Source organism: Streptomyces arenae (genome assembly GCF_022343545.1).
Lineage (GTDB): Bacteria > Actinomycetota > Actinomycetes > Streptomycetales > Streptomycetaceae > Streptomyces > Streptomyces humi.
The window spans coordinates 12,115-26,171 of the sequence record NZ_JAKQYH010000048.1; the positions used below are offsets into that span (position 1 = coordinate 12,115).

The following is a 14,057-nucleotide window of genomic DNA, read 5'->3' on the forward strand; positions in this document are numbered from 1 at the left end:
GAGGCCCCCTCCAGCTCGGCCGGTTCGGATCTGGTGTCCACCGTGCACCACGCCACTGACAATCGCCCTGACCTGCACAAATGCTCTTGCCGGGGCGATTGTCAGTGGGGGGATCTACCTTCGATGGCATGACTCAGCAGGGGGTGCGCTGGAGTGCGGACCAGGTGCTGGCCCTGGCGCCTGACACCGCGTCACGCAAGGCGGGAAGCAAGCTCGGAGCGGCGGGGCCGTGGTCCGGGGCGGGGAGTTGCGAGGAGGGGGCGGTATGGGGACTGTGCAAGGGCAGTGGCAGCAAGCCGTACCAGACGATCGTCGACCTGGCGGATCCGGCGGGGGCCGCCTGCAAGTGCACCTGCCCGAGCCGGAAGTTCCCGTGCAAGCACGCCCTCGGACTGCTCCTGCTGTGGGCGGCCGGGGGCGACGCGGTGCCGACGGCGGCCCGGCCGCCGGACTGGGCCGAGCAGTGGCTCGCGGGCAGACGCAAGCGCGCGGAGGACAAACGCCCTGCGGACGCCGGGAGTTCCGCGGCCCCCGCTGATCCCGAGGCGGCCCGGAGACGGGCCGAGAAGCGGGCCGAGCGGGTCACGGCGGGCGCGACGGAGCTGGAGCAGCGCCTGTACGACCTGCTGCGCGGCGGCCTGGCCGCGGCCGAGCAGGCCGGATACGGGCTGTGGGAGGAGACGGCGGCCCGCATGGTCGACGCCCAGGCCCCCGGACTGGCGGCCAGGGTGCGTGAGTTGGGGGCGATACCGGCCTCAGGACCGGGCTGGCCGGTGCGGCTCCTCGAGGAGTGCGCGCTGCTGCACCTCCTCGACCAGGGCTGGCTGCGCCGCGACCGGCTCCCGGCGGAGCTCGCGGCCACGGTCCGCTCCCGGGTGGGCCTGCCCGCCACGGCGGACGGTCCGCCGGTGCGTGACCGCTGGCTGGTCCTCGCCCAGTACGACACGGTGGACGCGAAGCTGACGACCCGCCGGATCTGGTTGCACGGCACGGACTCGGGCCGTACGGCGCTGCTCCTCTCCTACGGCGCGGCCGGCCGTGCTCCCGAACTGGCGCTGCCGGTCGGCCTCGCCCTGGAGGCGGAGCTGTCCGCCTACCCGGGGGCGGGTCAGCACCGGGCGGCGCTGGGCGAGCGGTTCGCCGCGCCCGCGCCCCTGTCGGCACGGCCCCCCGGCGTGTCCACCGCGCGGGCGGCGGCCCGCTACGGAGAAGCACTGCGCGAGGACCCCTGGCTGGAGTCGGTGCCGGTGACGCTGGACCGGGTCGTCCCCGTCCCGGACGGCGACTCCTGGCAACTCGCGGACGCGGAGCACGAATCGGCACTGCCGCTCGCCCCCGCCGCGCGCTCCCGCCCCGGCCTGTGGCGGCTGGTCGCGCTCTCCGGCGGCGCCCCGGTCACGGTCTTCGGCGAGTGCGGCCACTGCGGCTTCACGCCGCTGACCGCCTGGCCGGAGGGAGCCGGCGAGGCGGTTCCGCTGTGCTGACCCCGCCACCGGCCGAGACGGCTCGACCGACCACCGGCCGGAACGGCTCGGCCGGCCACCGGCGAGACAGCTCGACCGACCCACCGGCCGGGACGGCTCACGGAAACCGCCCGTACCCGGACGCGGACCCGAGCGCCGCGATCCACCGATGCCCCACCCGGCTCACCCGGCTCACCCGGCTCACCCGGCTACCAGAAGGGACACCCCCGTGACGGACTGGGAGGACCTCGTCACCACGGCACTGCTGGGCACGGACCGGCGGCCGCCCACGACCGGCCCCGGCCGGGAAGCCCCGGCCGCCCTGCTGGACGAGGCGGCCGTGGCGACGGTACGGCGCCGGGCCGGCCTGTGCCCGGCACCGCCCGCGCGGCGCCCCGAACCGGCCCCCGAGGACCGGCGCCCGGCGCTCCCGGCCGCCGCGGCGCGCAGACTGGCGATGCTGCTCGCCGACCGTCCCGGCGCCGGGACCGGCGGCCGCCGGGGTACCTCGCCCGACCTCGTGGAGCTGCTGCCGCAGTGGCTCGCGGCGGCCGACGCGCGCGGGTTCGCGGCGCCCCCCGAGTCCCTGCCGGCGCTGCTGGACGCGGCCCGGGGCCGTACCGACCTGCGGCCCGCCGTGCTGGCCTTCGCCGGACCGCGCGCCCTGTGGCTGGCGCGGCTCAACCAGGACTGGCGGTTCGCGCTGCGCGCGGCACCGGGCGGCGGCGCGGCCCTGCCCGACCCCGAGGACGCCGACGCGGTACGGCGGTTGTGGCAGGAGGGACTGTTCGCCGAGCGGGTCGCGCTGCTGGCGACGCTGCGCGCCCGTACGCCCGAGGCGGCACGCGAGCTGCTGGCGGAGTCCTGGGCGACGGAGCGGGCCGAGGACCGGCTGATGTTCCTCGACTCGCTGCGCACGGGACTGGCCGCCGCGGACGAGCCGTTCCTGGAGCTGGCCCTGTCGGACCGGAGCCGTAACGTGCGGACCACGGCGGCGGAGCTGTTGTCCGCACTGCCCGGCTCGGCCCTGGCGCGACGGATGGCGGTACGGGCCGGGGCGTGTGTGGCGGTCGACCACACCGGGGACGGGCCGGTGCTCGTGGTGGAGGCGCCGCCGGAGTGCGATCCGGGGATGGAACATGACGGAGTGGTGGCCAGACCGCCGGCCGGGCGCGGTGAACGGTCCTGGTGGCTGGGGCAGTTGGTGGAGGCGGCTCCGCTAGCCGGCTGGTCGGCACGGCTCGGCGGCCGTACGCCCCAGGAGGTCGTGGCGCTGCCGGTGGCGGACGGCTGGCAGGGCGAGTTGCACGCCGCCTGGTGCCGGGCCGCGGTACGGCAGCGGGACGCCGAGTGGGCGCGAGCGCTGCTCGGGGCACCGGCCGCGCCGGAGGCGGGCGGTCCCGGTGCGGTGTCCCTGGCCGAGCGGGCCAAGCTGCTGGGCACGCTGGCGGGGGCGGAACGGGCCGACTGGGTCGCCGGGTTCATCGCGGCGCACGGTCTTTCGGAGGCGTTCCAACTGCTCGGCATGTGCGCCGTACCGTGGCCCGCACCGCTCGGCCGGGCCGTGGTGGACGCCCTCAACATCGCCCGGGACGCGGGGAGTTACCCCTGGAGCTTCAGTGGGGTGATGGGCCTGGCCGAACGCTGCCTCGACCCCGCGGAAGCCGGCCGGCTGGACGCGCTGCTGGCGATCCCGGACGAACGGGAGGACGCGGCACCGGGCGCCGGCGGCTACTGGGCGGAGGCCTTCCAGCGCCTGGTCACAACCCTGAAGCTGAGAGCGACGATGCTGACCGAACTCGACGGTACTCATTGAAGAACGCGTGGGAAAAGCGCCCCGCAAAGGGGCGCTGGGGGCACCCCCGGCCGAAGGCTGGGGGAGGAACTGCGCGACAAGCCACAGCATCGCCGCACCGAACCACGCGCCGCACTCCCCAGCCCCCGCCGACCCCATTCCCGCACCCCGGTTCGTCGGCCCCCCGCGACCGCGGAACTACGCCTCGGTCGGCTGCCGGACGTTCTCCCGGACCCACTCCACGATCGACGCCATGGTCGCGCCCGGCGTGAAGATCGCGGCGACGCCCTTCTCCTTGAGAGGCGCGATGTCGTCCTCGGGGATGATCCCGCCGCCGAACACGAGGATGTCCTCCGCGTCGCGCTGCCTGAGCAGGTCGAGGACCGCGGCGAACAGGGTGTTGTGGGCGCCGGAGAGGATGGAGAGGCCGATCGCGTCGGCGTCCTCCTGGATGGCCGTGTCGACGATCTGCTCCGGCGTCTGATGGAGCCCGGTGTAGATGACCTCCATACCCGCGTCGCGCAGCGCCCGCGCGATGACCTTGGCGCCGCGGTCGTGGCCGTCGAGCCCCGGTTTGGCCACCACCACGCGGATCGGACCGGCTGCCACACCCATCACTGCCTCCATGACCATGAAACGAACGCGCCGACATCCACCCGTACCGAGAAGTACCGCACATTCGGCGCGTTCCGCCACCCGTCTTAAGTGAACGAACGTTATCTCCAGCATCCCGCAACCGGCTGTTTCGCGGAGGTTACCGAGGGGGAAATCACACACAGTGGGACACGTCAGGGAGCCGCAGCGTGGTCCGCGGGGGCGACAGGGGCATGCGACGCGGCCTGCCGTCGTACCCTCACGGCTGTCGCTCGGTCTCCCACAAGGGCGCACGGGGGACAGAGCCGCCCTCCGCGTGCCGACAGGAGGCCGGCCGATGAAGGTCACCGGGATGATCGAACCCTTTCTCCCGCTCTGCCGCCGCCTCCTGCCGGGCAGACTCGCCGGACTGTCGCTGGCCCTCCTGAAGTCGACCGCCCTGGAAGCCGCGATCCTCGCCGGGCATCTGCTGCTCTATCCGACCGGCCTCACCCCGGAGCGCCGCCCGCCCGCCCCCGGCACGCCCGCGGCGGAGCCCGCCGGCGCCGACCGGCTGCCGGTCCGGGCGGCCCCGCCGGTCGTGCTGCTGCACGGCTTCATCGACAACCGCTCGGTCTTCGTCCTGTTGCGCCGCTCCCTCGCCCAGCACGGCGGCCAGCGCGTCGAGTCGCTCAACTACTCGCCACTGACCTGCGACATCCGCACCGCCGCGGAGCTGCTCGGCCGGCACATAGAGGAGATCTGCGAGCGCACCGGCAGCCGCCGCGTCGACATCGTCGGACACAGCCTCGGCGGGCTGATCGCGCGCTACTACGTCCAGCGCCTCGGCGGCGACCTGCGCGTCCGCACGCTGGTGACGCTCGGCACCCCGCACTCCGGCACCCGCGTCGCGCCACTCGCCGACGCGCACCCGATCGTGCGCCAGATGCGTCCCGGTTCCGAGGTGATCGAGGAGCTGGCCCGCCCGGCGCCCGGCTGCCGTACCCGGTTCGTGAGCTTCTGGAGCGACCTCGACTCGCTGATGGAGCCGGTGGAGACGGCCCGTGTCGAGCATCCGGACCTCGTCACGGAGAACGTGCGCGTGACCGGGATCGGCCACCTCGCCCTGCCGGTCCACCCGGCGGTCGCGACCGGCATACGCCAGGCCCTCGACGAGGCGCGGCCGGAGGAGCGGATACCCGGCGGCCTGACCGTGGCGTGAGGGCCATGGCGTGGGAGGAATGACGTGAGGGCAATCCGGACAGCGGGAGCATTCGGCTCGCTTCGGGCGGACAACGGGCGCCGGGCGCAACCGAATCAGGGCCGCTGAACCGGCACCAACCTCGAACACTCCTCGAACACAAAGCCAAACCCGCGCCCGCCGTCCCCCGAAACACGGCCGAATGCCCGTTTCCCGGAACCACGAAACCTGTTGAAGATTGTCGCGCCCGCATACCGCCGGGTACAGTCGCCGCACTGCTCTGGCAGCCCCTGTTGTCGAGGCGAAAGAGAAGTTGGTGAACGACCGTCACCCGTCGGGGACCTTGACCACCCCGGCCCCGGGCTCCGACGCCGGCCCGGCGCACTACGCGTCATACGGCACCCAGGAAGCCCAGTACGGCGAATTCACCACGTACGGCGACCAGTCCGCTACCGGTGCCCCGTTCCACAACGACCCGCTGTTCGGCAGTCTTCCCGGCCAGAGCCAGGCCACCGGCACGTACGACGCCACGCAGTGGCAGACGGTCGGCGACCAGACGCTCAACTACGACGCGTACGCCGCCCAGCACCATGCCGCCTACGACTCCGGCGCCTACGACAACACCGCCTGGGCCGTTCCCGCGCAGGGAACGCAGGGCGCGGTCGCCGACACCAGCGGCCACTGGGACGCGAACGCCTGGCTCCAGCCCGACCAGTCGGCCATGGCCGGCGCCACCCAGCAGTGGGAGTGGGGCACCCAGGCCTTCGACACGGGCGCGTACGACGCCACGCAGTGGAACTCCGACGGCACTCCGGCGCAGGCCGCCGAGCCGGAGCACGAACCGCAGGCCACCGGCTCCTTCGAGCAGCTTCCCTACGAGGAGGCACCGTACGAGTCCTACGAGGAGAGCCCGTACGAGGAGAGCCCGTACGAAGAGGGCCCGTACAAGGAGGGCTCGTACGAGGAGGGCTCGTACGAGGAGGTTCCCGCCGCTGAGGGGGAGCTGTCGGCCACCGGTGAGCTACCTGCAGTAACGCCACTGCTGGAGGACCAGGAAGAGGTCACTCCGGCACCGTCCGCGACACGGGCCGGCTCGCGTGCGGGAGCGCGTTCCCGCCGTCGTACGCCCCCCAAGCGGTCCGCCCTGCTGACCATCGCCGTGCCCTCGGCCTGCGTGATGGGGGTCGCCGGGATCGCGGCCGCCTCCGTCGGGAGCCTGACCGACGACGGCAAGGACACGACGGCCTCGGCCTCCGACGCGCAGTCGGTGAAACCGTCCGCCGCCAACAGCAAGCTCGACGCCCAGCTCAGGACCCTCTCGGCGGGCGCCGACGACTTCGCCGACCGGGCCAGCCGGACCCAGGAGCGCATCGACCTCAAGGCCCAGCAGGAGGCCGAGAAGAAGAAGGCGGCGGCGGAGGCGGCCCGCAAGGAGCGACTGCGCCCCAAGTACGTGCTCCCGGTCACGCAGCGGGGGCTCAGCGCCTACTTCGGCCAGGCCGGCGTCAACTGGATGTCCGTCCACACCGGCATCGACTTCCCCGTCTCCTACGGGACCACGGTGATGGCAGCGACCGACGGCGTCGTCTCCACCAAGTGGAACAGCGCCTACGGCAACATGCTGATCGTGACCGCGAAGGACGGCACGGAGACGTGGTACTGCCACCTCTCCTCGTACCGTGTCGCCTCCGGTACGACGGTGAAGGCCGGCGACCCGGTCGCGTACTCCGGCAACTCCGGCAACTCGACCGGGCCGCACCTGCACTTCGAGGTCCGGCCGGCGGGCGGTGCCGCCATAGACCCGCTGCCGTGGCTGCGCAGCCACGGACTTGATCCCACCTGATCGCCCGACGAGCCCCCGCCGACGGCGGGGGCTCCCGCGTCTACAGCTTCTCCACCGGCGCGTACCGCAGCAGCAGGCGCTTCGGCTTGGTGTCGCCGAAGTCGATCGTCGCCTCCGCGTTCCCGCCCGTGCCCTTCACCGCGACGACCGTGCCGAGGCCGAACTGGTCGTGGGTGACGCGGTCGCCGACGGCCAGCGAGACCACCGGCTTCTCCGCGGTCCGCCGGGTGGCGAAGCCCGAGGCACCCGACGCCGAGGAACGCGAGCGGGTCGAGGAGAGCGAGGCGGCCACGCCCGACGCGGGTCCGGACGACACCGGTGCCATCGCCCCGGTCCGCTTCCACTCCAGGAAGGCGCCCGGGATCTCCTCCAGGAAGCGGGACGGCGGGTTGTACGACGGCTGACCCCAGGCGCTGCGCATCGACGACCGGGTGAGGTACAGCCGCTCCCGCGCGCGCGTGATGCCGACGTACGCGAGGCGCCGTTCCTCCTCCAGTTCCTTGGTCTGGCCGAGGGCGCGCATGTGCGGGAAGACGCCGTCCTCCATGCCGGTCAGGAAGACCACCGGGAACTCGAGGCCCTTGGCGGTGTGCAGGGTCATCAGGGTGATGACGCCGTCGCCGTTCTCGTCGTCGTCGGGGATCTGGTCGGAGTCGGCGACCAGGGCGACGCGCTCCAGGAAGTCGGCGAGGCCGCCCGCCGCCTCGCCTTCCTCGGACTCCTGCTCGAACTCCAGGGCCACGGAGGCGAGTTCCTGGAGGTTCTCGATACGGGTCTCGTCCTGCGGGTCCGTCGAGTTCTGCAACTCGGCCAGGTACCCGGTGCGTTCGTAGATCGCCTCCAGGACCGTGGCCGGTCCGGCACCGGACTCCACGACCGTACGGAGTTCCTCCATCAGCGTGTTGAACCGCTTGACCGCGTTCGTCGACCGCGCGGCCATGCCGTACGCCTCGTCGACGCGCCTGAGCGCCTGCGGGAAGCTGATCTTCTCGCGCTGGGCGAGGGCGTCGATCATCGCCTCCGCGCGGTCGCCGATACCGCGCTTGGGCACGTTCAGGATCCGGCGCAGCGGGACGGAGTCCTCCGGGTTGGCCAGCACCCGCAGATAGGCGAGGACGTCCCGGACCTCCTTGCGCTCGTAGAAGCGGACGCCGCCGACGACCTTGTAGGGCAGGCCGACGCGGATGAAGATCTCCTCGAAGACCCGGGACTGCGCGTTGGTGCGGTAGAAGACGGCGACATCGCCCGCCTTGGCCTCGCCCGCGTCCGTCAGACGGTCTATCTCCTCGGCGACGAACTGGGCCTCGTCGTGCTCGGTGTCGGCGACGTAGCCGGTGATCTGCGCGCCCGCGCCCGCGTTGGTCCACAGGTTCTTGGGGCGGCGGGACTCGTTGCGCTCGATGACCGCGTTGGCGGCGGAGAGGATCGTCTGCGTGGAGCGGTAGTTCTGCTCCAGCAGGATCGTCGTCGCGTTCGGGTAGTCCTCCTCGAACTGGAGGATGTTGCGGATCGTCGCGCCCCGGAAGGCGTAGATCGACTGGTCGGCGTCACCGACGACGCACAGCTCGGCGGGGGGCAGGTCGTGCTCGCCGGGCGGGGTGTCCTCATCGTGCGTACCGGTCCCGACCAGCTCGCGCACCAGCGCGTACTGGGCGTGGTTGGTGTCCTGGTACTCGTCGACCAGGACGTGCCGGAAGCGGCGGCGGTAGTGCTCGGCGACGTCCGGGAAGGCACGCAGCAGGTTGACCGTCGTCATGATCAGGTCGTCGAAGTCGAGGGCGTTCGCCTCGCGCAGCCGCGACTGGTACATGGCGTAGGCCTGGGCGAGGGTCTTCTCGAAGCCGTCACTCGCGCGGGCGGCGAAGTCCTCCTCGTCGACCAGTTCGTTCTTCAGGTTGCTGACCTGGGCGCTGAAGGACTTCGGCGGGTACCGCTTGGGGTCGAGGTCCAGGTCGCGGCAGACCAGGGCCATCAGGCGCTTGGAGTCGGCCGCGTCGTAGATCGAGAAGGAGGAGGTGAAGCCGAGCTTCTTGCTCTCCCTGCGGAGGATCCGCACGCACGCGCTGTGGAAGGTCATCACCCACATCGCGTTCGCGCGCGGGCCGACGAGCTGCTCGACGCGCTCCTTCATCTCGCCCGCGGCCTTGTTCGTGAAGGTGATCGCGAGGATCTGGCCCGGGTGTACCCCGCGCTCGCCCAGCAGGTGGGCGATGCGGTGGGTGAGCACCCGCGTCTTGCCGGAACCGGCGCCGGCCACGATGAGCAGCGGGGAACCGGCGTGCACCACGGCCGCCCGCTGGTTCTCGTTCAGCCCCTCCAGGAGCGCGGCCGCGTCCAGGGCCGGGCGGGCGGCGCCGTCGCGGTAGTAGGCGTCCCGGTCCGGGGGCACGTCGAACCGCCCGCCGAACAGGTCGTCCGGAACCGGCTCCGGTCCGTGCTCGTCCTCGGGCGGCGGCGGGGGTTCCTCCTCGTGGCCGCGCGGGGGCTGGAGGCTCGCCAGGAAGCTGTCGTCAAAGAGGCTGCTCATCGCTCTCCGAGTCTAGGGCGCGCCACCGACAACCGGTCCCCGCCCCGGAAACTCGCCCCCGCCACCGACGGAATCCACCCCGTCACGTTGGGTGATTCCGGGCAAGATGCCGTACGCCGCGACAAACCGGGCGCATGACTGGAGACGCAACGCTCAGGTCACGAAAATGTATCGGGCATATCGCACATCAACCTTCACACGGAGCACACGAGTTGGCTAGCGTGCCGGGCAGGCCGCACGACCTCACCGGCGAACGTCGCCGGGCCGCGCGGCCTCCGCCGAGTCCGGGGCGCCGCCGCGCATCCGGAGCCGGGGACCCACACCGACCTTGGGGTGAATCGGTCCCGCTGCCCCTCCGGGGGACGCACCGTAGGGCAACCCTTCCGACCCACCCGCCCGAACCCGACAGCTAACTCGGTAGGCGGAGCACTGGAAGGAGTCGCCTCCGTTGGCGTCGCACCGGAAGTCCCGCCCCTCCGCAACGCGCGTAGCAGGCATACGCACCCCCGCCCTGGCCACCGCCGCCCTCACCTCCGTGGCCCTGCTCTCCCAGACGGCCAACGCGGCGCCCTCCGAGGACGGCAGGCCGAGCCTGGAGGAGGTGGAGAAGAAGGTCGACGACCTCTACCGGCAGGCGGAGTCGGCGACCGAGAAGTACGACGCGGCCAAGGAGAAGACCGGCAAGCAGCGCCAGCGCGTCGACTCCATGCTCGACGACGTGGCCAGGCGCACGGACCGGCTGAACAAGGCGCGCGAGGAACTGGGGTCGTTCGCCGCCGCGCAGTACCGGACCGGGACCGAGGTCCCCCAGACGGCGACCTTCCTGCTCGCGAACGACCCGCAGGACTACTTCGACCAGTCGCAGCTGATGAACCGGCTGACCTCGCGCCAGAAGGACGCGGTCGACGACTACGTCACCCAGCAGTCGGCGACCATGAGGAAGCGGCAGGAGGCCGCCCGGAACCTCGAGTCGCTGACCGAGACACAGGACGACCTGAAGACCGCCAAGGCGACCGTCCAGACGAAACTGGCCTCCGCGCGGCAGCTGCTGTCGAAGCTGACGGCCGAGGAGAAGGCGCGGCTCGCGCAGATCGAGAAGAAGAAGCAGGAGGAGGCGGCCCGCAAGGCGGCGGAACTCGCGAAGCAGCAGGCGGCGGCCGCAGCCGAGCAGGACACCTCGTCGACGTCCTCGAGCGGCTCCACGTCCTCGTCGTCGTCATCGTCGTCCTCGTCGTCATCGTCGTCGTCCTCCTCCGGCTCCGCGTACGCCACGAAGGCCGCCAAGGCGATCGCCTTCGCCCGTGCGCAGATCGGCAAGCCGTACGTCTGGGGTGCGACCGGTCCCGGCTCCTACGACTGCTCCGGCCTCTCCCAGGCCGCCTGGAAGGCCGCGGGTGTCTCCCTGCCGCGCACCACCTACGACCAGGTGAACGCCGGCACGACCGTCTCCCTCGCCGACGCCCAGCCCGGCGACCTGGTCTTCTTCTACGACGACGTCAGCCACGTCGGCATCTACATCGGGAACGGCATGATGATCCACGCCCCCAAGCCCGGCGCGTACGTCCGGGAGGAGTCGATCTACTACGGCGGCGAGTCGATCATCCACAGCGTGGTGCGACCGGCCTGAACCACCCCCCTCCCACTGCCCGCGCGTATTTCGCGGGTCCCGCGCGCGTGGCCCGCTCGCACGGCGGTTGGTGCTCCTTAGCATCGGCACCATGTCCGGCATCTCACCCGTCCGCGCCTGGTGGGCGCAGCGCCCGCCGGCGGCCGGGGCCGCCGTGCTGGCCACCGGCATCGTCTCGGTGGGGCTGCGTCAGGCGGGGGCGGAGACCCTGTCCCGGATCGCGCTGGTGCTGGCCTGCGTGGCCTGGGTGGGGCTGGCCGCGAACTTCGTCCTGCGGCTGACCCTGGACCGTCCGCGGTGGCTGACGGAGGCGCGGACACCGGGCGCGCTCACCGCGGTGGCCGCCACGACCGTGCTGGGGACGCGGTTCTCGCTGCTCGGCCGGCAGCCCCTCGCCGAGGCACTGCTGGCGCTGGCGGCAGTGCTGTGGCCGCCGTTGCTCGTCCTCGTCGTACGGCACTGGAGGGGCCGCATGCCCGGTGCCGTGTTCCTGGGCTGTGTGGCCACCGAGGGGCTCGCCGTGCTCGGCGCGACGCTGGCGGCGGCCCTGAGCACGGCGTGGCTCGCACACTTGGCGCTGGTGCTGTTCTGGCTGGGGCTGGCCCTGTACGGCCTCGCGGTGCCCCATTTCGTGTGGCGGCAGGTCGTAGAGGGGCCCGGCGACCAGTGGGTGGCCGGCGGCGCGCTCGCGATCTCCGCGCTGGCCGGGGCGAAGCTGCTGGCCGCCGACAGCGCGCGGCTGTACCTGTGGAACGACGACGACCGTGGCGTCCTGCGCACGGTCTCGGTCGCGCTGCTGATCCTGGACCTGGCCTGGTACGTCGTGCTGCTGGCCGCGGAGGTGGTCAGGCCCCGGCCGCGCTACGACGTGCGGCGCTGGGCGACGGTGTTCCCGATGGGGATGACGGCGGCGGCGACGCTGTCGGTCGCGGCCGTCTGCCTGCCGTGGCTGGACGGGCTGGGCCGGGTGCTGGTGTGGGTCGCGGTGGCGGCGTGGCTCGCGGTGGCCGCCGGGGCGGTGCTGACGACCCGCGCCGCCCTCGGGAAGGCGTCCTGAGCGGGATGGCCGGCGAGGATCACGTCCACAGCACGGCGATGAAGACGTTCACCATGGTCAGCGCGCCCACCAGCGCGAAGGCCCCCTTCTCCACCTTCTCGTCGTCACGTTTCACGTAGACGAGCCCGAGGATCACGATCAGCAGGGCGAGTTTCACGCCGATCTTGATGGTGTTGACGTGATGGCCGTCGGCCTCGTTGAGGCCGACCAGGACCACGCCGGTGGCGAGCATGGTGAACGCGCCGTGCAGCATCCCGGGGACGAACCGGGCCGTGCCCTGGCCCATCGCCTTCATCTGGGTGAGGAAGCCGCCGAGGAGCGCGGCGATGCCGATGATGTGCAGGCCGACGAAGAGATGGATGAGTACGTCCATGGCCCGGAGCCTAATCAGGGCCAGCGAGAGCGCCGGGCACCGGCCCCTCCCTTCCGCGCGGCCGGACGCGTGGCCCCGAGGCGCCGCATATATGCACCCCATAGCACCCCCCGCACTCCGCCCGCCCCGGAACCGGCGCTTCGGTCATCCCGGCCCGCGAAGCCGACGGCTCCGGACCGGAACCCCGGCCACATACCGTCCGGTAACGATCCGGTCACGTCAATTCCGTGCATCGCGTTACCAGGACGACACAGTCGGGCCTAGCGTCCTCCCCCAGGTGACCGACTCCCCACCGCCGCCCGGGCCAGGGGCGGCAGTCGGACACCACCGCCGAAAGAGTCCGGCGGCGGCCCGCTCCCCCTGTGCCGGCCGCCGCCGGACGCGCAATCCGCGCTCCCGCGGCCGTACGCGCGCTCCCCCTGGCGTTCGGACGGACGACCGGCGGTCGTACGAAAGGACGTGAACAGCCCAGGTGGCAGCGCACCGCAAGCCCCGGCAGAGCCCGCTCGGCGGTCATACGGCCCGCACGGCCGTCACCCTCGCCCTGGCGGGCGCGGCCACCGCGGCGGGCTTCGACGGGGTCGGACACGCCGAGCCGCAACTGACGCCCGCGCAGGTCAAGGCCAAGGTGGACCGGCTGTACCAGGAGGCCGAGACGGCCACCCAGAAGTACGACGGCGCGAAGGACAAGGCCGGTGCGGCCCAGCGACGGCTGACGTCTCTGCAGGACGAGGCCGCCCGCCAGGAGGTGGAACTCAACTCCGCGCGGGACGCGCTCGGTGCGACGGCCGCCGCGCAGTACCGCGACGGTGGTATCGACCCGGCCTGGCAGCTGGCGCTGTCCAGCGATCCCGACCGGTACCTGGACGACGCCGCGTTGGCCGAACGGGTCGGCGACCGGCAGGCCGTCGCGGTGTCGCGGGTGCGCGGACAACTGCGGGAGATCGAGCAGCTGCACGACGCGGCGCACGGCGAGCTGACGTCGCTGCGGTCCCGGCTGGCCGAGCTGAAGCGGCAGAAGGCCACGATCAACGGCAAGCTCGACGAGGCCCGGCGGCTGCTGGACCGGCTGTCGCCGGAGCAGCGGACGGCGGCCACGGCGGACGGCACCGGCACTGACGTCGGCTCCGGCTTCGGCTCCGGCGGGACCGGCCGTGCCTCCCGCTCGGCCTCGGACGGCCGCGACACCCTCACCCCGGGCAGTGTCGCCGCCCCCGACTCCCGTGCCGCGGCCGCCGTCGCCTATGCCTACTCGAAACTCGGCAGCCCTTACGTGTGGGGCGCGACGGGCCCGGACGCCTTCGACTGCTCGGGCCTCGCCCAGGCCGCCTACCGCTCCGCCGGAGTCTCCATCCCCCGCACCACCTACGCGCAGATCAACGCCGGCCGCCGCGTCTCCCGCTCCGAACTCGAGCCGGGCGACCTGGTGTTCTTCTACTCGGGCATCAGCCACGTCGGCATCTACATCGGCAACGGCCAGATGATCCACGCGCCCAACCCGTCGGCCCCGGTGCGGATCGCCCCCGTCGACGAGATGCCCTTCGCGGGGGCCACGCGGGTCGTCTGAGCAACCCACGGGGCGGCCCACGCGACGGTCC

General features: G+C 72.5%; 10 protein-coding genes and 1 riboswitch. Of the genes, 7 read left to right on the top strand and 3 right to left on the bottom strand.

Translation table 11 applies throughout. The features are described 5' to 3' along the window. The first annotated feature begins 128 nt into the window (after positions 1-128). Both MB828_RS21305 and MB828_RS21310 read left to right on the top strand, forming a co-directional pair. The gene (locus MB828_RS21305; protein WP_301649585.1) at positions 129-1,484 is read left to right on the top strand and encodes an SWIM zinc finger family protein; all 1,356 of its coding nucleotides are present in this window, start codon (positions 129-131) and stop codon (positions 1,482-1,484) included. A gap of 148 nt (positions 1,485-1,632) precedes the next feature. Beyond that, complete coding sequence (locus MB828_RS21310) at positions 1,633-3,279, top strand: DUF5691 domain-containing protein (protein WP_430381408.1); 1,647 nt, start codon at positions 1,633-1,635, stop codon at positions 3,277-3,279. Between the two features lie 177 nt (positions 3,280-3,456). Here the strand turns inward: MB828_RS21310 and MB828_RS21315 are convergent, their stop codons facing one another. Beyond that, positions 3,457-3,873, bottom strand: a complete 417-nt coding sequence (locus tag MB828_RS21315; protein WP_301649587.1) for a cobalamin B12-binding domain-containing protein — start codon at positions 3,871-3,873, stop codon at positions 3,457-3,459. A 316-nt stretch (positions 3,874-4,189) separates the two neighbouring features. Between MB828_RS21315 and MB828_RS21320 the strand changes: the two genes are divergently transcribed. Both MB828_RS21320 and MB828_RS21325 read left to right on the top strand, forming a co-directional pair. Then, positions 4,190-5,053 carry an esterase/lipase family protein gene (locus MB828_RS21320; protein ID WP_301649588.1) on the top strand — a complete coding sequence of 288 codons (864 nt, stop codon included), beginning with the start codon at positions 4,190-4,192 and terminating at the stop codon, positions 5,051-5,053. A 295-nt stretch (positions 5,054-5,348) separates the two neighbouring features. Beyond that, entirely contained in the window at positions 5,349-6,875 is a 1,527-nt protein-coding gene (locus MB828_RS21325) for a M23 family metallopeptidase (protein WP_301649589.1), read from the top strand. Between the two features lie 40 nt (positions 6,876-6,915). Here the strand turns inward: MB828_RS21325 and pcrA are convergent, their stop codons facing one another. Beyond that, a complete protein-coding gene (pcrA, locus tag MB828_RS21330) occupies positions 6,916-9,402 on the bottom strand; it encodes a DNA helicase PcrA (protein ID WP_133028849.1) in 2,487 nt (828 codons plus the stop codon). Between the two features lie 283 nt (positions 9,403-9,685). Further along, a riboswitch (cyclic di-AMP (ydaO/yuaA leader) is annotated at positions 9,686-9,843 on the top strand. A 7-nt stretch (positions 9,844-9,850) separates the two neighbouring features. On the opposite strand from pcrA, the gene MB828_RS21335 reads away from it, so the two are divergent. Both MB828_RS21335 and MB828_RS21340 read left to right on the top strand, forming a co-directional pair. Then, a complete protein-coding gene (locus tag MB828_RS21335) occupies positions 9,851-11,029 on the top strand; it encodes an NlpC/P60 family protein (protein WP_301649590.1) in 1,179 nt (392 codons plus the stop codon). Between the two features lie 91 nt (positions 11,030-11,120). Further along, positions 11,121-12,086, top strand: coding sequence for a tellurite resistance/C4-dicarboxylate transporter family protein (locus MB828_RS21340; RefSeq protein WP_301649591.1), 966 nt, complete (start codon positions 11,121-11,123; stop codon positions 12,084-12,086). Between the two features lie 19 nt (positions 12,087-12,105). Here the strand turns inward: MB828_RS21340 and MB828_RS21345 are convergent, their stop codons facing one another. After that, positions 12,106-12,459 (bottom strand): hypothetical protein, encoded by a 354-nt coding sequence (locus tag MB828_RS21345; protein ID WP_301649592.1) that lies wholly within the window; start codon positions 12,457-12,459, stop codon positions 12,106-12,108. A gap of 472 nt (positions 12,460-12,931) precedes the next feature. On the opposite strand from MB828_RS21345, the gene MB828_RS21350 reads away from it, so the two are divergent. Beyond that, positions 12,932-14,026, top strand: coding sequence for an NlpC/P60 family protein (locus MB828_RS21350; protein WP_301649593.1), 1,095 nt, complete (start codon positions 12,932-12,934; stop codon positions 14,024-14,026). Positions 14,027-14,057: the final 31 nt, after the last annotated feature.

Coding starts and splice junctions, on each gene's coding strand:
- MB828_RS21320 (WP_301649588.1), top strand. CDS start 4,190: ATGAAGGTCACCGGGATGATCGAACCCTTTCTCCCGCTCTGCCGCCGC.
- MB828_RS21305 (WP_301649585.1), top strand. CDS start 129: ATGACTCAGCAGGGGGTGCGCTGGAGTGCGGACCAGGTGCTGGCCCTG.
- MB828_RS21345 (WP_301649592.1), bottom strand. CDS start 12,459: ATGGACGTACTCATCCATCTCTTCGTCGGCCTGCACATCATCGGCATC.
- MB828_RS21310 (WP_430381408.1), top strand. CDS start 1,633: ATGCCCCACCCGGCTCACCCGGCTCACCCGGCTCACCCGGCTACCAGA.
- MB828_RS21340 (WP_301649591.1), top strand. CDS start 11,121: ATGTCCGGCATCTCACCCGTCCGCGCCTGGTGGGCGCAGCGCCCGCCG.
- pcrA (WP_133028849.1), bottom strand. CDS start 9,402: ATGAGCAGCCTCTTTGACGACAGCTTCCTGGCGAGCCTCCAGCCCCCG.
- MB828_RS21315 (WP_301649587.1), bottom strand. CDS start 3,873: ATGGGTGTGGCAGCCGGTCCGATCCGCGTGGTGGTGGCCAAACCGGGG.